This window comes from Pseudoalteromonas sp. AWM4_233 (genome assembly GCF_056158285.1).
On the sequence record NZ_JBSWSZ010000001.1, the window covers coordinates 2,765,464 to 2,785,425 of the forward strand.

The window sequence follows — 19,962 nt, forward strand, 5'->3', positions numbered from 1 at the left end:
AAACGGGGCTAAAATTAGCCCCATTTTTTATTCTGGAAGCAGGCTTAGTTGAAAAGTTGCTGCCAAATATTTCTGACCTGTACTACCTGCCCGGCTACCAGCTCTCTTGGCACGCACCGACCCTGCTGATTTAAACTATTTAAGTGATAATGCTCACGAAGTGTGCAATAACATTCTGTCAATATAGCTTGTTGCTCTGAGCTAATGACACCTTGCTGCGCAGCACTCTCTAGAATGCGAATATTATCTGAAAAGTGCGTGAGTTTATGACAATGCTTAGCATGATTTAATACCAAAAACTGAGCGATAAACTCAATGTCTGTCATGCCGCCATGGCCTTGTTTTAAATCAAATGCTTGTTCACTGTCTTTAGAAAGATGCGCGCGCATCTTTTCGCGCATTTTGACCACATCATCTTTTAGCTGAGCTTCATCCCTTGCTGTACATAAAATATCTTTGCGGATCTCTGCAAAACGCTCGACTAACTCAGTCTCACCGTAAATCATTCTCGCGCGGGTCAGGGCTTGATGTTCCCATGTCCACGCTTGTGACTGCTGATAATGATTAAAGCTTTCAATATTAATCGCCAACAAGCCAGAGTTCCCCTCTGGGCGAAGCCTTGTATCAAGCTCATATAAAATGCCTGACGCCGTACGAGTATTGAATAAATGCATTAAACGCTGAGCAAGTTTTAAATAAAACTGACGAGAGGAGATCTGCTTATTCCCAATCGTGCTGCTATCACCTTGTTGATTATGGACAAATACTAAATCAAGATCTGAATCATAGCCTAGCTCTAAGCCTCCCGCTTTGCCATAAGCGATTACTGCAAAGCCCTTACTAAGCTCATTACAGCCCTGTGGCTCACCGTAGCGGCTTACCATTTGCTGCCAAGCTAGATTCACTGACTGAGATACGATTGCTTCAGCAAGCGCTGTAAGATGATCACTGACTTTCATGATACTCAACACACCGGTCGCATCCGCGGCGGCAATACGTAATTGATGCGCTTGCTTAAATTGTCTTAGCGCTTCCATTTGTAACTCGAGGTCATCTTGCTCAATACGTAAGAAATACTGTCTAATTTCAGTCTGATACTCACTCAAGGGTAAAGGTTTATAAAGCGCTGCGGGGTCAATTAGTTCATCAAGCAATATAGGGTATTTTGCAATATGTTCAGCGATCCACTTGCTATGGCCACACAACAGAACCAATTGCTTAAGTGCGCCCTGATTCTCAAACAGTAATTCTAAATAAGTAGTTCGAGTCGCAATCATTTCAACAATGTTTAAAACCCGCAGCAACAACTCAGCTGAGCTTTTTTGCTGTGCCAGAGCATGCAGTAGAGCAGGCATCAACTTATCTAGTATATCTCGCCCTCTTATGCCTACATGACGCTTATTCAGCTTGGCATCAAACTCAACCAGCACATTTTGCCATTGCGCTAATTTTTCAGCTTCGAGTACACCTTCTAATTGTAAGCAATCTCTTTGTAACCAGGCATAGCTATAGCTGTCGTCAAAACTCGTTTGCTCTTGAGGTTCATCTCCCACCACTAAAGCAAATTCTTGTCGAACAGACTCCATCACTTGGTTAATCTGCGGCAAAGTTGACTGAAAATCTTGATGTTCGAGTAAGTAAGCCAGTCTCACTTTATCTAACTCCGAACCGGGCAAAGTTTGCGTTTGTTGATCATCAAATGCTTGCAGGTATTGCTCGACTCTGCGAAGAAATAAGTAGTGACTCTTTAAACTATGGCTGACTTCACTTGGTAAGATATCAAGCTGGGTTAATTCTGAAATGGCAGCCAATATAGAGGGGGTTTGCAAGCCGACATCTCGACCTCCGCGGATCATCTGAAGTGCTTGCACTATAAATTCGACTTCACGAATACCACCTGCACCGAGTTTGATATTATTTACTAACCCTTTTCTGCGTACCTCTTGCGCGATGAGATGCTTCATTTTCCTAAGCGACTCAATCACTGAGAAGTCGATATAACGGCGATATACAAAAGGTTTAAGTAGTTGCTTAAATTCATCCCAATAACAGGTTTCTTCCCCTAGCGGCCTTGCTTTGAGCATCGCATAACGCTCCCACTCACGGCCTTGGTCTTGGTAATAATCTTCCATGGCAGCAAAGCTCATCACCAAAGGTCCGCTTTCACCGAATGGTCGAAGGCGCATGTCCACTCTGAATACCTGCCCGTCTGCAGTCACTTGGTTTAACGCGCTAATCAGCTTTTGCGCAACCTTAGTATAAAACACTTGGGATTCGAAACTGCGCCTACCGCCTTGCGTCGGTAAATTTCTTGGGTAAGTAAAAATTAAATCAATGTCTGATGAAAAGTTAAGCTCTCCGCCACCAAGCTTACCCATACCTAAAACCAACATTGGCAGAGAGTTTCCTTGTTCATCTAACGGGGCGCCACATTGCTTTGTTGTTTGCGCAAACGCCCATTGATTCGCGGCCCCGATTAAAGCTTCTGACAACTTAGAAATATACTCAATACTGTCTTCGATGGGATTTTGATGAACCAAGTCTAACCACATCACCTTTAGCCAGTACTGCTGACGATATAAGCGCAGTTGTTTAAAACATGCCAACTCACTCAGTTCGACTAGGTCGCCTGTCAGTGGCTCTGGAACGATACGACAGTCAACATTAAGTTGCTGTAACCAAGTCCCTAACTCCGGTCGTTTTTCTAAAATTCTAAATGCAAAATCACTGAGCCCTATTAACCGCCCAAGTTGCTCATCATAGGGCTGTGCGCCATATAATTGCTGCCAACGTTGCTCAGCTAATTGCAAAAGTGAAAGCGGAAAATCGACCTGATGCATAAAAAATCTCCAAAGCTAGGTAGCTCAATGAGTTGGGAGTCGTTATAGTTAATCTATTAAAACCATAACATTACACGTTATATGTCATATTTGTCTTTACTCGATATCAATATTTTTGCCATTTTAGTTTGTTTTGTATTAGCAAGCCTGATTGTGATTGGTCATCGTCTCATAATGCAATACAAAGCCAAAAAAGCCCTCGAATCTGAAATTGCCAAACGCGATAACTTTGCCTTCGGCATTAACTACGCCTGTCAAATCGGTATCATCGCGATCACTGGGGCATATATCTTTCCTGATGTGTATGAACACTTAACTGCTGGCCATTTTACATTAGCCATACTTACCGTTCTGATTTCTTTTAGTTTTATTTTGCTAGGTCAATATATTCATCGAAAATGGATTTTAAATCGATTCAATGAAGAAAAAGCCATCATGAAACAAAATATCTGTGCAGCCCTCGTCGATTCAGGCATGTTACTGGGTAATACCATACTTGTATTAGGTATTTTTCATTGGCTGCACCCACAGGGCGTCAGTGATTTATTAGTGGCAACGATGAGCTTTATTGTTTTACAGATCGTATTTGCTATTGATAGTAAGCTAAGAGAAATGCGATTTGCCAAGGCAAACCAAGGCGCTTCGTTACAACAAAACTTTAACCTTGCGAATACCTCAATTGGTATACGATATGCGGGTAAAACCATTGGGCTTTCATTAGCGCTCTTTGCAGGGTTACAGAGTGCACCTTATCACGGGGCCACCATAGTCGAGAATATCAATAGCGTGTTGCTTCACTGTGGAATAATGTGGGTACTGTTATACTCGATGAGCTTTTCTCTTATTCATTTTGCTCTGCCAAAAGTGAATGTAGGACTAGAAGTTGATCACCAAGATAACATTGGCGTTGCCTGTATAGAATTTGCGGTTTTCACCGCTATGGGCTATTTACTTATTAATCTCTTTTCAGTTTAGTGCGTTAACCACTGACTGAAGCAAGGTGAAGGTATGGCGACTTGTTTTGAAAATTTTTTGCTTATAGACAGTAATGCTGAGTTCAGCAGAGATTTTGTGACCTATCAAAATCAACAATTTCCAAACAAGCCGCAACACCTTATTGTTGCCGGTGAAAATACGCGTCATTTAGTAAAAATGATGTTCGACAACCTAATCAAAGACTACTGCTATTGTGACTTTGCCAACGAAATAAGTGTGACTGAGCTTGCCGCTTATTTGCAAGAACATCACCAAATTGCAGGGGTGATAATCCATGATTTAGACTTCCATTTGGCTAATGAAGAGCAAAGAGCCATATTCAACGCCCTCCACCCAATCCGATATTTAGTTGAAATCACAGCTGAAGGTTATAACTACAGTAAAATTCAAGATGTGTTTCATGAAAATCACATGTCTTGCAATAACGAACACCTCGATGAAGCATATAAATCAATCGAAGCATCTTTATGTAAATTAGAGAATGACTAGACGCCGCTTTCGCTTAGCCTTACTATTGCCCCACCTTTGTTTTTAAGTCTAATCACTATGCGCGTTCCTCATATTTTTCAACCTTCTGAGTTAAGCCTTAACACCCCAGTTCTGCTTTCTGATGATGCTGCAGGCCATATTGGTCGAGTGTTAAGAATGCAACAAGGCGATCATGTCTCTTTATTTAATGGCGAAGGAGGAGAGTATTTTTGTGAACTGACCGAAGTAGGCAAAAAGTCGGTTACAGCAACACCTATCGAATTCAAAGACGTTGATGTTGAATCTCCTCTTAAAATTCATCTGGGTCAGGGGATTTCTCGCGGTGATAAAATGGATTTCACCATTCAAAAATCAGTAGAGCTAGGTATCACCGAAATTACCCCTCTGTTCACAACCCGTTGTGGCGTAAAACTAAGCGGTGATCGCCTCGCTAAGAAGCACCAGCAATGGCAAAAAATCGCAATCGCTGCTGCCGAGCAATCAGGTCGTAATTTTGTAACCAAGATCCACCCTCCAATTCAATTATCTCAGTGGCTGTCCCAACAAAGTGAAGAGTTAAAGTTAACCCTACACCCTCGTGCCGAGCACAGTATTAAAACTTTACCAGTACCAACACAAGGTGTGCGTTTTGTAGTGGGGCCTGAGGGCGGCTTCACTGATGAGGAGATGGCTGCAACCTCAGAGCAAGGCTTTGTAGATGTTCGCTTAGGCCCACGAGTACTTCGCACTGAGACAGCCGCTTTAACCGTATTAAGTGCACTGCAATTGCAATTTGGTGATTTAGCACTTTAAAAGTGCTTTTCTACCCCCATATTGATTAAAACATTCAAATAACTAGGTAAACATTATGGCAATTAAACTCGGTATCATTAGCGATCCAATCAGTGGTTTCAATATTAAAAAAGACACTGGCTTTGCCATGATGCTCAGTGCGCAACAACGTGGCTATGAGCTGTACTATATGGAAATGGACGACTTGTTTTTATATCAAGGCCAAGCCCGTGCAACCGCAGCTAAAGCAACCGTGTTTGATGACGTTGACAACTGGTATGCATTAGAAGATAAACAAGATATTGCACTGAGTGATCTAGATGTGATCTTAATGCGAAAAGATCCACCATTTGATACTGAATACATCTACGCAACTTATATTCTTGAACGCGCTGAAGATGCTGGTACTTTAGTGGTTAATAAGCCACAAAGCTTACGCGATGCTAACGAGAAGCTATTTACTGCGTGGTTTAGTGAACATACGCCTGATACGCTGGTCACGCGCTCTCAAACACAAATTCGCGAGTTTTTAACTAAGCATGGCGATATCATTTTAAAGCCACTCGATGGCATGGGTGGTGCATCAATCTTCAGAGTAAAACAAGATGACCCTAACATTGGCGTGATCTGCGAAACCTTAACTGAACATGGTAGTCGATTTGCAATGGCACAACAGTACATTCCAGAAATTAAGCAAGGCGATAAACGTGTTTTGGTTGTGAATGGTGAAGTCATCCCTTACTGCTTAGCGCGCATTCCTCAAGGTGGTGAAACCCGAGGTAACCTTGCCGCAGGAGGTCGTGGTGAAGCCCGTCCAATCAGTGAGGATGATTTAAAAGTCGCGCAAGCTGTTGCACCAACCCTAAAAGAAAAAGGGCTCATTTTTGTTGGCTTGGACATCATTGGTAACAAGCTAACCGAAATCAATGTCACAGCGCCAACCTGTGTAAAAGAAATAGAAGCAGCGTTTGATATTTCAATTATGGATAAATTCTATGAGGCGATAGAAGAAAAACTAGCCCATAATAAATAAACAAAATGGGGCAACATGCGCCCCATCTTCTGATCTAAGGCCATCAATATGCAATCATCATTAGAAAACCATTTCTTAATCGCAATGCCGAGTTTGCAAGACCCCTACTTCAAGCAAAGTGTGACGTATATTTGTGAGCATAATGAAGAAGGTGCGATGGGGCTGGTGATTAACCACCCTGTCAATGTCACTGTCGGTGAACTACTCGATAAAATTGATATCGAAAATAACAAGATGAGTGAAGCCTCTAAACGCCATGTGTTTGCAGGTGGCCCTGTGCATACCGACAGAGGCTTTGTGCTTCATACGCCAAAATATGGCTATTCATCAAGCCAAGAGCTGAGCTCAGAGATCATGATAACCACGTCTAAAGATGTGCTAGCAAGTCTGACTTATGATGACAGCCCCAGTGAGTTTATTATTACCCTTGGCTATGCAGGTTGGGAGCAAGGTCAGTTAGAAAGAGAGTTATCAGAAAATAGCTGGTTGGTTATCAAAGCTGATCCTGCAATTATATTTAATACGCCCGTAGAACAAAGATGGCAAAAAGCAGTTGAAATGCTTGGCTTCGATGTGTCTAAACTTGCGACTATCGCAGGTCACGCCTAATACAGAATAAAATTAATGACAGATAAAAAAGAAAAAACACCCATTGGTCAACGAACGGTCATGGGTTTTGATTTTGGTACTAAAAGTATTGGTATTGCTGTTGGTCAAGAGATCACAGGCACAGCCAATAGTGTTGGCGCCGTCAAAGCGCGAGATGGTATTCCTAATTGGGATGAAATTGCTGTACACATCGACGACTGGAAGCCTGATTTATTAGTGGTTGGACTGCCGTTAAATATGGATGGCACGAATCAACAAGTTACATTCCAAGCAAAAAAGTTTGCCAACCGCCTACACAATAACTTTAAGTTACAAGTTGAAACCCAAGATGAACGACTGACCACCACTGACGCAAAAGCACGTTTGTTCGAGCAAGGTGGCTATCGTAATTTAGGCAAGAGCAACGTAGACGGTATGTCTGCGGTTATCATTTTAGAAAGCTTTTTTGAATCACTTTGGGACTAATTCTTACCTAGTTGGTAACTGATTTAAAACCTTATATTTTGACAGATCAGGAATAAAGCCTGCTTGCGTGTAGGCTTTTATGATCATGCCACGCTCTCTCAATATCTTTAACCCTTTTTGCAACGCTTTAAAAGCTTCTTTGCCATATGGATGTGCTTTCGATACAACCAAGTGTCGACTACCATCCAAAAGCATCACCAAACTTGGGTGAGCAACTAACTTTATGCCTTCTAAATTAAATTCATTTTTAAGACTCGGCATCAGTGGCATTAACATAAAATCAGCCCACATCATGCTTACCATGCGCGCTTGAGACACCCACTCATGTTCAACAAATAGCTTATTTAATGGCAGGTTATGTAGGGTTTCCCAATCGGTGCGCCAGCGTGGTGTGCTGACTGAGGTGTAGTTTATCAGTTGCTGATAACTTTGAAGCTGCTGCATTTTTTCATTATTTGGTGAATAAAATACCCCTGCATAGTACTCACCTCGCTTGATGAGTGCTTTGCTAACATACACAGAGTCAGACATAGCTTTGGCATCTTCTAACCAATAACTGTCCATGCTGAGTAGCAGTTTACCTTGCTCCAGCAGTTTAGTATTTCTAAAGTTGACGTTTCCAGTTTGATATTCGAACTCTTTTGTAAAGCCACCTAACGCGAGTGCTTGTTGCGCTAAAATCATATCAACAACGTCTCGACGAATATACTCTCCAGAAAAGTCTGTGATCTCTGAGACGTTACGGCCGTTTAGGAATCGTTTGTAATCGATATACACATCATCCCTAACGTATATCTGTATTTTGTTTATACCTAACGCGTTGACTGTATGACTAAGCAACACAGCCAACATAGGTAGTACAAAATATAAACTTCTTAAATATTTATTATTTTGAGTCCAACCCATCAACAGTCACACCTTGTAGGAAACCTGCGCCTTGCTGTTCATTATTCTGCAGCTTTATCATTAAGCGTAGATCATTCGGCGAGTCTGCGTAGTGAAGTGCATCGGCATAATTAATACGACGTTGTTTATAGAGCTCAAACAATGCCTGATCAAAGGTCTGCATACCCATCTCTTTTGACTTCGCCATGGTTTCTTTAATTGAACCTATGTCTCCTTTTTTGACAAGCTCAGCAACCATAGGCGAATTAAGTAAGATTTCTATCGCTGCTTCACGACCCTCTCCCTTGGCTGAAGGTACCAATTGCTGAGCGACAATTGCACGTAGGTTCAACGCCAAATCATATTTAAGTTTATCATGTTTCTCTTTTGGAACCAGATGCATAATACGATCTATCGCTTGGTTAGCATTATTTGCGTGAAGTGTTGCTACACATAAATGGCCTGTTTCAGCAAAGCTAAGTGCGTATTCCATGGTTTCTTGAGAGCGGATTTCACCAATCAAAATGACATCAGGGGCTTGTCGCAACGAACTCTTTAGCGCCGCTTCGAAACTCTCTGTATCAATCCCTACTTCACGTTGTGTAATGATGCTCTTTTTGTGCTCATGCACAAATTCAATTGGATCTTCGATTGTTAGAATATGACCACGCTGATTACGGTTGCGATAACCAAGTAGTGCTGCCAGTGATGTTGACTTACCTGTGCCTGTGCCACCGACAAATAACACCAGACCACGCTTTGACATGATCACATCAGTCAGAACAGACGGTAAGCCCAAATCATTCACATCAGGAATTTGCGTCACAATGCGACGCAGTACCATGCCCGCACAATCTCTTTGCCAAAATGCAGATACACGGAAACGACCTTCATCGGTGGCTATCGCGAAATTGCATTCCTTTTCGCGATAAAATTCTTCTTTTTGCCTGTCATTCATTGCAGACTCGACAATCTCAAGAGAAGCTTCCGGTGTTAAGCGCTCCTCGCTTAAAGGCGTTAACTCACCATCAATTTTGGCACTCACAGCGAGACCAGCAGAAACAAATAGGTCTGATGCTTGTCGGTCAACCATGGCTTGTAAGAATTGATTCAATAACATGATGGCCTCCCCTTACATATTTGGACCAAATTGCGCTTTATCATGTGCTTTTGTTTGTGCATCTTGCGCAGTGATAAGACCGCGGTTAACCAAGTTCTTTAAACATTGATCCATTGTTTGCATGCCATGCATAGCACCGGTTTGAATGGCCGAGTACATCTGCGCAATTTTATCTTCACGGATTAGATTACGGATTGCCGGAATGCCAAGCATGATTTCGTGTGCAGCCACACGACCTCCCCCTACCTTTTTAACCAGTGTTTGTGAAATAACCGCTTGCAGTGATTCTGACAGCATTGAACGCACCATATCTTTTTCTTCGCCCGGGAAAACATCAATAATACGGTCAATGGTTTTTGGTGCTGATGTGGTGTGCAATGTACCAAACACTAAGTGGCCAGTTTCGGCGGCAGTCATAGCTAAACGAATGGTTTCTAAATCTCGTAATTCACCGACTAAGATGACATCAGGATCTTCACGCAGAGCTGAACGAAGGGCCGCTTTAAAACTATGGGTATCTCGATGCACTTCACGTTGGTTAATTAGGCTCAATTTATTTTGATGGACAAATTCAATGGGATCTTCGATGGTCAAGATGTGGTGGTGTTTATTATTATTTATGTAATCGACCATAGCGGCTAAGGTGGTTGATTTACCAGAACCGGTAGGACCGGTAACCAGTACCAAGCCTCGTGGTTTATCCGAGATATCTTTAAAAATATCTGGTGCACCTAACTCTTCAAGTGAAAGTACCGTTGACGGAATGGTACGGAATACCGCCGCAGGGCCACGGCTCGTATTGAATGCATTAACACGAAAACGCGCTAAATTAGGCACTTCGAATGAAAAGTCTACCTCTAAATTTTGCTCATAGTCCTTTCGCTGGTTATCATTCATAATATCGTAAACAAGGCTATTTACGTCTTTCGATTCTAACGCGGGAATATTTACACGACGCACATCGCCGTCAACCCGGATCATCGGCGAAACACCCGATGATAAATGTAAATCCGAGGCTTTATGTTGAACACTAAAGGCCAATAATTCAGTAATATCCATGTATGACTCCAAAACGAGCTGAAATATAATATGGTTACAATAGCAGAACGTCTGAGCTGCGCCTACGATCGCGTGATAAAAGCAGAACAAAACAGTCCATTTTCCGATACGGTACAATTACTGGCTGTATCTAAAACCAAACCAATCGACCTCATTGAAGAGGCCTATGACGCAGGGCAACGTCAATTTGGGGAGTCTTACGTACAAGAAGCCGTTGATAAGATTCAACACTTAAAAGATAAAAAAGACATTGAATGGCACTTTATTGGCCCGATCCAATCAAATAAATCTCGCCATATTGCGGAGCACTTTAGTTGGGTGCAAAGTGTTGACCGTTTAAAAATCGCAAAACGCTTAAACGAGCAACGACCAAATAACCTGATGCCATTGAACATCCTGATCCAAGTAAATATCAGTGAAGATGAAAATAAGTCGGGTTGCCAGCTTTCAGAGCTAGATGAATTGGCTGCATTTATAGCTGATGCACGTCAATTAAACCTCCGTGGTTTAATGACCATCACCGAAAAAACCGATGATGAGCAGAAACAATTACAATATTTTCAGCAAATGCGGGCTTGCTTTGATAAACTAAAGCACCAATATCCTCAAGTAGATACCCTCTCTATGGGTATGAGCCAGGACTTAGAGCCTGCCATTATTGCTGGGGCAAACATGGTGCGTATTGGCACCGATATTTTTGGCAAAAGACAATAAGGTAAGCACAAACTATGTCAAATAAAACCATCGCGTTTATCGGAACAGGTAACATGAGCTATGCCATCATCGGTGGTATGGTAAAAAGTGGCTTCGATGCAAACAGCATTATTGCTACTAACCGCAATCCAGAAAAACTAGCAAAAGTTGAAACTGACTTAGGTGTGAACGCCACATCAGATAACCTTTCGGCAGTAAAGCAAGCCGATATTATCGTACTCTCTGTTAAACCACAGATGATGGCAGAACTTTGCCAAACATTCCAAGACGCAGGCATAGACATGAGTAGCAAACTATTCATCTCAGTTGCTGCAGGTATTACTGTAAAGCGCTTACGTGAAATGCTGGGGTTTGATGCAAAACTCGTACGCTGTATGCCAAATACACCGAGCTTATTAGGTAAAGGCGTCAGTGGCTTATTCAGCGATGCAATTAGCGATGAAGAAAAAGCCATTGTCACTGATATGTTCAGCGCAACAGGCATAGCACTATGGTTAGAGCAAGAGTCACAGATAAATGACATCATTGCTGTAACAGGCTCATCGCCTGCGTATTTCTTCCTATTTATGCAATCTATTGCTGAAAAAGCCGTAAACCTTGGCTTTAGCCATGAACAAGCTCGACTACTAGTGCAGCAAACTGCATTAGGCGCGGCTGAAATGGCGTTTGCCAATGATGACATTTCACTCGAACAACTGCGCGCCAATGTGACATCAAAAGGTGGAACAACACACGCGGCTGTTGAATACTTAAAATCACAAAACTTACAAACTACCGTTGCCGACGCTATGGACGCCTGTATCGCTCGCGCTGAAGAAATGGAACAACAGATCTAGGAGGCAGCCATGACTGCTATGCAATTTTTAATTGGTATCATATTCGACCTATTTTTAATGGTCGTGTTACTGCGTTTTTGGCTACAGTTAGTTCGCGCTGACTTCTACAACCCTCTCAGTCAAACAGTCGTCAAAGCCACTTCTTTTGCGGTTAACCCTCTACGCAAAATCATTCCAGGTGTAGGTGGCTTAGACCTCGCCTCTTTGGTGCTTGCTTTCTTAGTTGGTTTTGCCAAAGTATCTTTGCTCATGGTGATGTTTTACGGTGGTTGGGAGCCTGTAGGCGCCGCAATCAATGGTGTTATCACTGTCTTAAAAGAAGCCTTTACGCTGGTATTCTGGATATTAATTATTCGTGCGATCATGAGTTGGGTAGCTCAAGGCTATAACCCGATTGCCGCGGTATTTGACCAACTTACTGAGCCAATGCTACGCCCAATTCGTAAAGTTATCCCACCTCTTGGCGGTTTAGATTTATCTATTTTGGTATTAATTATTGGCCTGCAGTTCGTGCAATTATTAATCATGGACTTGCTAGGTTAATTAGGAGTATTTATGCGAATTTTGATTGCTTTCATCCTAGCTTTAAGTAGCTTTATTGCCTCTGCTAATTCTGTACAAGGTGGACAGTATAAAGAACTCGGCCCATGGCAAGTACACTACATCGCTTTCCCTTCAACCTTTATTCAACCTAGTATCGCCAAAGCCTATGGGCTTGAGCGTAGTAACTATAAAGGCGTGATTAATATCTCAGTGCTTGCCAATAAAAAAGGCACACCTGCTCAAAAAGCTAAGCTCACAGGAGAAGCAAAGAACCTCCTTGGAACTAAACAAGTGCTGGAATTCAAAGAAGTGGTTGATGGCGACGCCATTTATTACCTTGCCCAAGTTGATTTTCGCAATGAAGAGGTTTACCGCTTTAAAATCAACATTAATCAAGGTAACAACTTTCAAGTTTTAAACTTTCAACAAAAATTCTACGTGGACTAACTAACTGATGAGTCAACAAATCGTTCTTGCCACAGGCAACCAAGGTAAAGTGAAAGAGCTGGGTGCAATGCTTAATGAGTTAAACATTGAAGTATTACCACAAAGCCAGTTTGATGTGCCTGACGTGCCAGAAACAGGCACTACCTTCATCGAAAATGCCATTATTAAAGCGCGCCACGCAGCTAAAATTACCGGCCTGCCTGCCATTGCGGATGACTCTGGTCTTGAGGTCGATGCTTTAAACGGCGCACCAGGTGTGTACTCTGCACGTTTTGCTGGTGAAAACGCAAACGACCAAGACAATATCGACAAGCTACTGGTTGAGATGCAAGGTAAAACAGTACGTTCAGCGCGTTTTTGGTGTGTGTTAGTTTATATGCGTCATGCTGATGACCCGACGCCACTCGTTTGCCAAGCAAGCTGGGAAGGGACCATCACAGAAGATCAACAAGGCCGTGAAGGCTTTGGTTATGATCCAGTATTTTATGTTGCAAGCGAAGGATGCACGTCTGCACAATTAACGAAGGAGCAAAAAAATGCCCTGAGCCATCGTGGTCAGGCACTGCAGCAACTCGTTGCTAAATTAAAAGGCTAATTGTGCAACTTCCTCCTCTAAGCTTATATGTGCACGTACCTTGGTGCGTGCAAAAATGCCCTTACTGCGACTTTAATAGCCACGGTCAAAAGGGTGAAATTCCTGAACAAGAATATATTCAACACTTACTCCACGACTTGCAGGCTGATTTGCACTTAGTGCAAGGTCGTAAATTACACAGTATTTTTGTCGGTGGCGGCACGCCAAGTTTGTTATCGGGTAAGGCCTATCAATGGTTATTAGCCGAAATAGAAAAGCTTATCCCTTTTGAAGATGATATTGAAGTTACCTTAGAAGCGAATCCGGGCACAGTAGAAAAAGACAAGTTTAAGCATTATGTTGAAGCAGGTATTAACCGTATCTCAATTGGTGTGCAAAGTTTACAAGCCGACAAGTTAAAATCCCTAGGTCGTATTCATGGTGAAAATGAAGCCATAAACGCAGCAAAAGAAGCACAAGCTGCAGGTTTAAATTCTTTTAATATGGATTTAATGCATGGACTTCCGGGTCAAAGTGTAGAAGATGCGTTAAGTGATTTACAAAAAGTCATTGCACTCAACCCGCCTCACTTGTCTTGGTATCAACTGACCATCGAGCCTAATACTCAGTTTGCTTCTAAACCTCCGGTTCTCCCTGAAGATGACACTCTATGGGATATTCAAGAACAAGGGCAAAAATTGCTGGCTGAAGCAGGCTACGAGCACTATGAGATCTCAGGCTACGCAAAACCTGGTTATCAATGCAAACACAATTTAAATTATTGGCGCTTCGGTGATTACCTAGGTATAGGCTGTGGCGCCCACGGCAAGATAACTCAACCTAAACAAGGTGGTATTTTACGTACCGTAAAAGTGAAACACCCTCGTGGTTATATGGATCTTAGCAAGCCATATTTATATGAAAGCTGGCAAGTTGAAAATGAAGACCGCCCATTTGAGTTCTTTATGAACCAATTTAGGCTGCGAGAGCCATGCAATAAAAATCAGTTCATCGATTATTCTGGCTTAGCGATAAGCAAAATTGAAGCTGCAATTAACACTGCACTTAATAAAGGATTAATAGAAGATCTAGGTCATTCATGGTTGGTTACAAATAAAGGCCACCGTTTTTTAAATGACCTGCTAGAATTATTTGTTTAAACAGCATTGCTGTTTTTATAAAAATAAAAACGCGCTCGGATAATCCATAGCGTACAAAAAACTCAAAGGTAGATAACAATGCGTAAACTCACCATTATTGCTGCAGCAATCAGCGCAGCATTTTTGGCTGGTTGTCAGCAAACTGCTGAAAAACCTGCTCCTGCACCCCAAGTTCAAGTTGTTCAAAGTGAAGTAGAAAAAGCCAATGCGCTTTTCGAAGAAATCTTCATGGATGGCGTCATGCGTAGCCCGGTATACCAAACTTATATGGGCATCAAAAAAGACTATGATAAATGGGATGATGACAGTGAAGCGCGCGCACTTGAAGATCTTGAAATCACGAAAAAGAATCTAGCTCGTTTAACTGCAATTGACCGCAACAAACTTGATGCTAATACTCAGGTTAGCTATGACCTAATGCAACAAAGCTTAGAAAATGGCATTGCTGATTTCAAATGGCGCTACCATAACTACCCGGTTAACCAAATGTTTGGTACACACTCAATGGTACCTGCATTTTTAATTAACCAACACCAAATCACTAGCGTAGAAGATGCGAAAGCGTATATCTCACGTTTAAATGGCGTCACTAAAGTATTCGACCAACTTATCGACTCTTTAGAGATCCGTGCACAAAAAGGCATTATTGCACCTAAGTTTGTATTCCCTCACGTTATTGAATCAAGCAAAAACATTATTAAAGGCGCGCCTTTTGAAAAAGGTGACGACTCTACTCTTCTTGCTGACTTCAAACGCAAAGTGAACAAGCTAGAGATTGCTGATTCTGAAAAGGCAGCGCTTATCAATGAAGCGACAGAAGCACTTGAAACCGCTATCAAACCGTCTTACAACAAGCTAATTAACTACCTAGCAAAGCTTGAGAAAAAAGCAGATACCCGTGATGGTGCTTGGAAGTTCCCAGAAGGTGAAGCCTTCTTTAACAATGCCCTTGCTCGTACAACAACTACAGAGCTAACGGCTAAAGAAATCCACGAAATTGGCCTTGCAGAGGTTGCACGTATTCATGACGAAATGCGAGCAATCAAAGACAAGGTTGGCTTTAAAGGTGACTTAAAAGCATTCATGGAATTCATGAAAACCGACAAGCAATTCTACTTACCTAATACAGAAGAGGGTAAAGAGAAGTATCTAAAAGATGCTACTGCGATGATCGACAACCTAAAATCTCGTCTTGATGAATTATTCATTGTTAAGCCAAAAGCAGACATGATTGTTAAACGTGTTGAAGCGTTCCGTGAAAAAGCGGCCGGTAAAGCATTCTACCAGCAGCCTGCGCCAGATGGTTCTCGCCCTGGTATTTACTACGCAAACCTTTATGACATGGAAGCCATGCCTACTTACCAAATGGAAGCACTTGCTTACCACGAAGGTATCCCAGGTCACCACATGCAAATTGCTATCGCGCAAGAGCTTGAAGGTGTGCCTAAATTCCGTAAATTCGGTGGCTACACAGCTTATATCGAAGGTTGGGGTTTATACTCTGAGCTAGTACCAAAAGAAATGGGCCTATATGAAGACCCATATTCAGATTTTGGTCGTCTAGCTATGGAACTTTGGCGTGCATGTCGCCTAGTAGTAGATACAGGTATTCACGCTATGAAGTGGACTCGCCAAGAAGGTATTGATTACTACGTGAATAACACCCCTAACGCTAAGTCTGACGGCGTTAAAATGGTTGAGCGTCACATTGTAATGCCTTCTCAAGCAACCGCTTATAAAGTCGGTATGCTTAAGATCTTAGAACTACGTGAAGATGCGAAAAAAGAGCTTGGTGACAAGTTTGATATTCGCCAGTTCCACGATGTAGTACTGAAAAATGGCCCAGTGCCGCTTAACGTACTTGAAAAGTTCGTGGACGAGTGGGTTGCCAGTAAAAAAGCTTAACCGCTAAAGTGACATAAAAAGCCATGATGAGAATCATGGCTTTTTTAACTCGCTTTTGGGGGCGAATTTACTTTTCTATCTAAATAGTACCAACCCTCTTGATTAAGATCGCTATTTTGAGGGAATGTATAACTCATTATGCACTAATCCATTTCCTCTGAGCCCACGTCAGATAATTGCTTTTGTGAAAATTCAGTCTCTGACAAAATAATATGAAGACAAGCACCACCATGCGCAGGGCTTTGCATTTTCACTTCCCCTTTCAGCTTTTGCGTCACTAAATTATGTATGATGCTCATACCTAGACCAGTGCCACCACTATGACGTTTTGAAGTAATAAACGGCTCGAAGATCACTGGTAAAATTTCTTTGTCTATGCCCATGCCATCGTCTTTAAAATAGATATGCACAAAGTCATTTACAACCATTGCCGACACCACAATATGGAGTTTTTGATTGGCTATTTTGCCATGTTTAATACTGTTATGAATGCACAGGTTAATGATCTGATTGATTGCAGAGGGGTAGCTATTAATAAACAGCCCTTCTGAAATATCAAAGGTGATATCATATTCATCCGCAGGTAATAAACCGTCATTAATTCGAAAAGCATGTTCTACTTGATCAAGTAAGTTAAAATAGGTCAAGACATCCAAGTGTTGGTTTGCCGAGATCAATTTAAACTCTTCAATAAGCTGCTCACTCACCGTGAGGTTACTTTCAATAATATCTAGCGTACTTTCAAGGTGACTTATCATCTCAGTAATAGAGGCGTTCTCATCTAGCCCATCTCTTAGGTTACTTTTCATGATGGCTATTAACTCAGCCATATCACCCTTACCACTTTTTACTTCTCCAAGTGGCGTATTGAGCTCTTGAGTAAAACGATGAATAACATTACTAAAACTCGCCACTTCAGCATCTTCTAATAAACGTTTTTGCGCCGAAGACAAACGCACTAGTAGACTATCAAGGTATTCAAGTAATTTATCGACATGCGTGCCTATTTGACCTAACTCATCGCTATTATTGAGGTTCGTCCTAAGCTTAAAGTTTTCATGTTCAACAACCTTATCTAAGACATCATTGATCACATTGATCTTTTTCGAGACTCTTGCATGCAATATCATCAATAGAACAAAGCATACAGAGCAAATCAAAATTATCATGCCCAGTAAACTTAAAACCCAAGCTTGCTTGGTATCGTGATCCTGTAAAATAATAGTATTGCTCAATCCCAATATTTTGGTTGTTAGCGCATTTTTTTGCTCATCAAGTTGCTTTCTCAAACCCTGCTTTGAGTTCAAACCAATTTCTGTAAGCACTGCGCTGTAAGATAAAAAGCCTTGCCGATAAGCTTTGAGTAGCAGTGCCGCTTGAGAGTTCTCGGATTGCAGCTTTTGATATAATTTTTCGTAAATTCCAGTATGACGTTCAATATAAGCATGATCATGTCGCAGTAAAAAGTCTTTTTCTGCACGTCGTAATTCAAGTACCTTAAGCTCTAAAATGGGTTGTTCAGCTGTTTGCACATAACTTTGTAGCTGATGAGCGTGACGTCTAAACAAGCCATATACCCCCTCATCAGCCTCATGACCTAACTTGATTTGGAACTGCTCAAAACGCTTTAAAGTTTGCCTTAGCTTTGCGGTATTAGATTCTATTGCGGAAAGTTGCAGCATGACTTTTGGCTCATCTAAAAGAAGTTGAGCAAGCTCACCGTATTCTTTTTCGAACTGAAAATAATGCATATCGAAAGACTCAATAAATTCTGGCTGCCTTTCTTGTATGTAGTCATTTTTTACGCCAACTAATCGAGCTGCAGCTAACTTTAGGCGATTTAACTGTAGTTCAACTTGCTGAGTATGATCTATGTGTGAATACATTAACCAACTTGCAAGCATGATTAAAAACACACATGTGCTCGAAGCAACTTTGAAAATAAGTAATGAAGACTGAACGCGCATAGTCTGGCCTTAATTTTTCCTCACTTTAAGTTTAGTAAAGAAAACTAGATTTAGATCAAGTTATAAATTGTGCAAATTTCGAGCATAACGATAGACTATATGATAAACCGCGCTATGGGGTTTACGCTTAAAGTAAGCCGCAAGAGTGAGTTCTTAAAAAGGTCATGGTTTGGTTAAAAAACTGTCACTTTTTTCGCAAATAATGAAGTCACTTAACGATCACTCAAGTGAATTTCACTGGTGTTTGTTGCCTAAAGCAAACATGACAAATGCAGTTAAATTGTCATAAAAGATGTAGGGAAATCATCATGGATATACAAAAAACTGCCATTGTAACTGGCGCCTTTGGTGGCATTGGTACAGCCATCGTTCAATCTCTCGTAGAAAACCAATTCTTCGTTATCGCCGTTGCGAGCCAACGTCGTACTCAAGCTGACTTTGATCAATGGCTCAATGAGTCAAACATCAATCCAAAACATGTCCAAGCGGCGTTTTTAGATGTGACAGATACGCAAGCTTGTAAACTTGCCCTAGACGACCTCATCGAAGAGCATCAACACATTGATGTATTGGTTAATAACGCTGGTATCACTCGAGATACCACGTTCAAGAAAATGTCGATTGAACAATGGCGAGAAGTGATTGATACCAACTTGAACTCTCTTTTCAACATGACTCAACCTTTATTTGCGCATATGTGTGCACAAAAGCAAGGTCGTATCATCAACATCTCAAGTGTAAACGGCCAAAAAGGCCAATTTGGACAAGCAAACTATGCCGCTGCAAAAGCGGGTATGATCGGCTTTTCTAAATCTCTTGCTTATGAAGGAGCGCGCGCTGGTGTCACAGTGAATGTAGTTGCTCCGGGTTATACAGAAACCCCAATGGTTGCAGCAATGAAACCTGAGGTACTAGATAACATTCGCGGCCAAGTACCTATGCAACGTTTAGCGACCCCAGAAGAAGTCGCCAAAGCAGTGCGCTTTTTAGCATCTGACGATGCAGCTTATATCACAGGTGAAACACTCGCCTTAAACGGCGGTTTATACATGAATTAAGTTAGTTGAGTAAGCAGTTAACGCTCAACCCATTTTTTGCACAATCTCAACGACTCAAAAGGAAAACGTTATGTACACTGATTTACTAAACACGCTAACTGAACAAAACCAAAAGTTTTTCGGCCCAGCAATCAAGTTCAACCAACTTGTTGCAAAGAACATTGAACAGCTAGCAAGCATTCAAATTGATGCAGTACAAAACATCTCAAATGCTTCTATATCACAATTAAAAGCAGCGACTGAAGTACAAGATGTTAAATCTGCAATCGATTTTAACTTAAGCCAGGTTTCAGCAATGACTCAGCTAAGCCAGCAAATGATCGAAGACGGTCAAAAGCTAACTAAACTAGGTCAAGAGTTCAAAGACAACCTTGAAGCTTTAACTAAAGAGCAAATGCAAACAGCTCAAGCTTAAGACTTATTTAGGTAGCGGTATTTCTGCCGCTACCTGCTCTTCTTGCCTTCATGCTGCGACACCCAAGCAGCGTCTA

Annotated in this window: 20 protein-coding genes; 15 read left to right on the forward strand and 5 right to left on the reverse strand. The window is 41.7% G+C overall.

Annotated features, from left to right (window positions below; genetic code table 11):
- Nucleotides 1–44: 44 nt before the first annotated feature.
- A complete protein-coding gene (gene glnE / locus ACXAC4_RS12320; RefSeq protein WP_475161980.1) occupies nucleotides 45–2,840 on the reverse strand; it encodes a bifunctional [glutamate--ammonia ligase]-adenylyl-L-tyrosine phosphorylase/[glutamate--ammonia-ligase] adenylyltransferase in 2,796 nt (931 codons plus the stop codon).
- An 81-nt stretch (nucleotides 2,841–2,921) separates the two neighbouring features.
- On the opposite strand from glnE, the gene ACXAC4_RS12325 reads away from it, so the two are divergent.
- The 6 genes from ACXAC4_RS12325 to ruvX are packed head-to-tail and all read left to right on the forward strand — an operon-like array spanning nucleotide 2,922 to nucleotide 7,203.
- Nucleotides 2,922–3,815 carry a DUF350 domain-containing protein gene (locus ACXAC4_RS12325; protein ID WP_475161984.1) on the forward strand — a complete coding sequence of 298 codons (894 nt, stop codon included), beginning with the start codon at nucleotides 2,922–2,924 and terminating at the stop codon, nucleotides 3,813–3,815.
- A 33-nt stretch (nucleotides 3,816–3,848) separates the two neighbouring features.
- Entirely contained in the window at nucleotides 3,849–4,325 is a 477-nt protein-coding gene (locus tag ACXAC4_RS12330) for a hypothetical protein (RefSeq protein WP_475161989.1), read from the forward strand.
- A gap of 57 nt (nucleotides 4,326–4,382) precedes the next feature.
- Nucleotides 4,383–5,117: a 16S rRNA (uracil(1498)-N(3))-methyltransferase gene (rsmE, locus tag ACXAC4_RS12335; protein WP_475161991.1), complete on the forward strand. Its 735-nt coding sequence runs from the start codon at nucleotides 4,383–4,385 to the stop codon at nucleotides 5,115–5,117.
- Between the two features lie 55 nt (nucleotides 5,118–5,172).
- Nucleotides 5,173–6,129: a glutathione synthase gene (gene gshB, locus ACXAC4_RS12340; protein WP_475161995.1), complete on the forward strand. Its 957-nt coding sequence runs from the start codon at nucleotides 5,173–5,175 to the stop codon at nucleotides 6,127–6,129.
- 48 nt (nucleotides 6,130–6,177) lie between these two features.
- Nucleotides 6,178–6,738, forward strand: coding sequence for a YqgE/AlgH family protein (locus ACXAC4_RS12345; protein WP_058030647.1), 561 nt, complete (start codon nucleotides 6,178–6,180; stop codon nucleotides 6,736–6,738).
- A 15-nt stretch (nucleotides 6,739–6,753) separates the two neighbouring features.
- The gene (gene ruvX / locus ACXAC4_RS12350) at nucleotides 6,754–7,203 is read left to right on the forward strand and encodes a Holliday junction resolvase RuvX (RefSeq protein ID WP_349285687.1); all 450 of its coding nucleotides are present in this window, start codon (nucleotides 6,754–6,756) and stop codon (nucleotides 7,201–7,203) included.
- Nucleotides 7,204–7,206: 3 nt separating this feature from the next.
- Here ruvX and ACXAC4_RS12355 read toward each other — a convergent pair whose 3' ends face one another.
- From ACXAC4_RS12355 to ACXAC4_RS12365, 3 genes are read right to left on the reverse strand one after another with little or no spacing between them, the layout of a single operon-like run.
- Nucleotides 7,207–8,109: a hypothetical protein gene (locus ACXAC4_RS12355; RefSeq protein ID WP_475164118.1), complete on the reverse strand. Its 903-nt coding sequence runs from the start codon at nucleotides 8,107–8,109 to the stop codon at nucleotides 7,207–7,209.
- Nucleotides 8,090–9,208 carry a PilT/PilU family type 4a pilus ATPase gene (locus ACXAC4_RS12360; RefSeq protein WP_475161998.1) on the reverse strand — a complete coding sequence of 373 codons (1,119 nt, stop codon included), beginning with the start codon at nucleotides 9,206–9,208 and terminating at the stop codon, nucleotides 8,090–8,092. The genes ACXAC4_RS12355 and ACXAC4_RS12360 overlap by 20 nt, the downstream gene beginning before the upstream one ends.
- Nucleotides 9,209–9,220: 12 nt before the next feature.
- Entirely contained in the window at nucleotides 9,221–10,267 is a 1,047-nt protein-coding gene (locus ACXAC4_RS12365; RefSeq protein ID WP_138482675.1) for a type IV pilus twitching motility protein PilT, read from the reverse strand.
- Between the two features lie 30 nt (nucleotides 10,268–10,297).
- Here ACXAC4_RS12365 and ACXAC4_RS12370 point away from each other — a divergent pair, with 30 nt between their 5' ends.
- The 7 genes from ACXAC4_RS12370 (at nucleotide 10,298) to ACXAC4_RS12400 (ending at nucleotide 16,446) form a co-directional block, all read left to right on the forward strand.
- Nucleotides 10,298–10,981, forward strand: a complete 684-nt coding sequence (locus tag ACXAC4_RS12370) for a YggS family pyridoxal phosphate-dependent enzyme (RefSeq protein WP_475162003.1) — start codon at nucleotides 10,298–10,300, stop codon at nucleotides 10,979–10,981.
- A 14-nt stretch (nucleotides 10,982–10,995) separates the two neighbouring features.
- Nucleotides 10,996–11,817 (forward strand): pyrroline-5-carboxylate reductase, encoded by an 822-nt coding sequence (proC, locus tag ACXAC4_RS12375; RefSeq protein WP_349285683.1) that lies wholly within the window; start codon nucleotides 10,996–10,998, stop codon nucleotides 11,815–11,817.
- A gap of 9 nt (nucleotides 11,818–11,826) precedes the next feature.
- Nucleotides 11,827–12,360: a YggT family protein gene (locus ACXAC4_RS12380; RefSeq protein ID WP_475162005.1), complete on the forward strand. Its 534-nt coding sequence runs from the start codon at nucleotides 11,827–11,829 to the stop codon at nucleotides 12,358–12,360.
- Nucleotides 12,361–12,372: 12 nt separating this feature from the next.
- Nucleotides 12,373–12,807: a DUF4426 domain-containing protein gene (locus ACXAC4_RS12385; RefSeq protein ID WP_349285681.1), complete on the forward strand. Its 435-nt coding sequence runs from the start codon at nucleotides 12,373–12,375 to the stop codon at nucleotides 12,805–12,807.
- Nucleotides 12,808–12,814: 7 nt separating this feature from the next.
- Nucleotides 12,815–13,402, forward strand: a complete 588-nt coding sequence (locus ACXAC4_RS12390) for an XTP/dITP diphosphatase (RefSeq protein ID WP_349285680.1) — start codon at nucleotides 12,815–12,817, stop codon at nucleotides 13,400–13,402.
- Between the two features lie 2 nt (nucleotides 13,403–13,404).
- Nucleotides 13,405–14,541, forward strand: coding sequence for a radical SAM family heme chaperone HemW (gene hemW / locus ACXAC4_RS12395; protein WP_475162014.1), 1,137 nt, complete (start codon nucleotides 13,405–13,407; stop codon nucleotides 14,539–14,541).
- Nucleotides 14,542–14,619: 78 nt separating this feature from the next.
- On the forward strand, nucleotides 14,620–16,446 hold the full coding sequence (locus ACXAC4_RS12400) for a DUF885 domain-containing protein (protein WP_475162016.1): 1,827 nt from the start codon (nucleotides 14,620–14,622) through the stop codon (nucleotides 16,444–16,446).
- 143 nt (nucleotides 16,447–16,589) lie between these two features.
- Here ACXAC4_RS12400 and ACXAC4_RS12405 read toward each other — a convergent pair whose 3' ends face one another.
- Nucleotides 16,590–18,413 (reverse strand): sensor histidine kinase, encoded by a 1,824-nt coding sequence (locus ACXAC4_RS12405; protein WP_475162020.1) that lies wholly within the window; start codon nucleotides 18,411–18,413, stop codon nucleotides 16,590–16,592.
- Between the two features lie 308 nt (nucleotides 18,414–18,721).
- Between ACXAC4_RS12405 and ACXAC4_RS12410 the strand changes: the two genes are divergently transcribed.
- Together ACXAC4_RS12410 and ACXAC4_RS12415 are read left to right on the forward strand one after the other, a co-directional pair.
- Nucleotides 18,722–19,471 (forward strand): SDR family oxidoreductase, encoded by a 750-nt coding sequence (locus tag ACXAC4_RS12410; protein ID WP_475162022.1) that lies wholly within the window; start codon nucleotides 18,722–18,724, stop codon nucleotides 19,469–19,471.
- 70 nt (nucleotides 19,472–19,541) lie between these two features.
- The gene (locus tag ACXAC4_RS12415) at nucleotides 19,542–19,886 is read left to right on the forward strand and encodes a phasin family protein (protein ID WP_475162024.1); all 345 of its coding nucleotides are present in this window, start codon (nucleotides 19,542–19,544) and stop codon (nucleotides 19,884–19,886) included.
- Nucleotides 19,887–19,962 lie beyond the last annotated feature (76 nt).

What these genes read in the sequence shown, in the direction of transcription:
- ACXAC4_RS12415 (WP_475162024.1), top strand. Translation starts at nt 19,542, where the DNA reads ATGTACACTGATTTACTAAACACGCTAACTGAACAAAACCAAAAGTTT.
- gshB (WP_475161995.1), top strand. Translation starts at nt 5,173, where the DNA reads ATGGCAATTAAACTCGGTATCATTAGCGATCCAATCAGTGGTTTCAAT.
- ACXAC4_RS12390 (WP_349285680.1), top strand. Translation starts at nt 12,815, where the DNA reads ATGAGTCAACAAATCGTTCTTGCCACAGGCAACCAAGGTAAAGTGAAA.
- ACXAC4_RS12370 (WP_475162003.1), top strand. Translation starts at nt 10,298, where the DNA reads ATGGTTACAATAGCAGAACGTCTGAGCTGCGCCTACGATCGCGTGATA.
- ACXAC4_RS12330 (WP_475161989.1), top strand. Translation starts at nt 3,849, where the DNA reads ATGGCGACTTGTTTTGAAAATTTTTTGCTTATAGACAGTAATGCTGAG.
- ruvX (WP_349285687.1), top strand. Translation starts at nt 6,754, where the DNA reads ATGACAGATAAAAAAGAAAAAACACCCATTGGTCAACGAACGGTCATG.
- ACXAC4_RS12400 (WP_475162016.1), top strand. Translation starts at nt 14,620, where the DNA reads ATGCGTAAACTCACCATTATTGCTGCAGCAATCAGCGCAGCATTTTTG.
- glnE (WP_475161980.1), bottom strand. Translation starts at nt 2,840, where the DNA reads ATGCATCAGGTCGATTTTCCGCTTTCACTTTTGCAATTAGCTGAGCAA.
- ACXAC4_RS12345 (WP_058030647.1), top strand. Translation starts at nt 6,178, where the DNA reads ATGCAATCATCATTAGAAAACCATTTCTTAATCGCAATGCCGAGTTTG.
- ACXAC4_RS12410 (WP_475162022.1), top strand. Translation starts at nt 18,722, where the DNA reads ATGGATATACAAAAAACTGCCATTGTAACTGGCGCCTTTGGTGGCATT.
- rsmE (WP_475161991.1), top strand. Translation starts at nt 4,383, where the DNA reads ATGCGCGTTCCTCATATTTTTCAACCTTCTGAGTTAAGCCTTAACACC.
- ACXAC4_RS12365 (WP_138482675.1), bottom strand. Translation starts at nt 10,267, where the DNA reads ATGGATATTACTGAATTATTGGCCTTTAGTGTTCAACATAAAGCCTCG.
- ACXAC4_RS12325 (WP_475161984.1), top strand. Translation starts at nt 2,922, where the DNA reads ATGTCATATTTGTCTTTACTCGATATCAATATTTTTGCCATTTTAGTT.
- ACXAC4_RS12360 (WP_475161998.1), bottom strand. Translation starts at nt 9,208, where the DNA reads ATGTTATTGAATCAATTCTTACAAGCCATGGTTGACCGACAAGCATCA.
- ACXAC4_RS12355 (WP_475164118.1), bottom strand. Translation starts at nt 8,109, where the DNA reads ATGGGTTGGACTCAAAATAATAAATATTTAAGAAGTTTATATTTTGTA.
- ACXAC4_RS12385 (WP_349285681.1), top strand. Translation starts at nt 12,373, where the DNA reads ATGCGAATTTTGATTGCTTTCATCCTAGCTTTAAGTAGCTTTATTGCC.
- proC (WP_349285683.1), top strand. Translation starts at nt 10,996, where the DNA reads ATGTCAAATAAAACCATCGCGTTTATCGGAACAGGTAACATGAGCTAT.
- ACXAC4_RS12405 (WP_475162020.1), bottom strand. Translation starts at nt 18,413, where the DNA reads ATGCGCGTTCAGTCTTCATTACTTATTTTCAAAGTTGCTTCGAGCACA.
- ACXAC4_RS12380 (WP_475162005.1), top strand. Translation starts at nt 11,827, where the DNA reads ATGACTGCTATGCAATTTTTAATTGGTATCATATTCGACCTATTTTTA.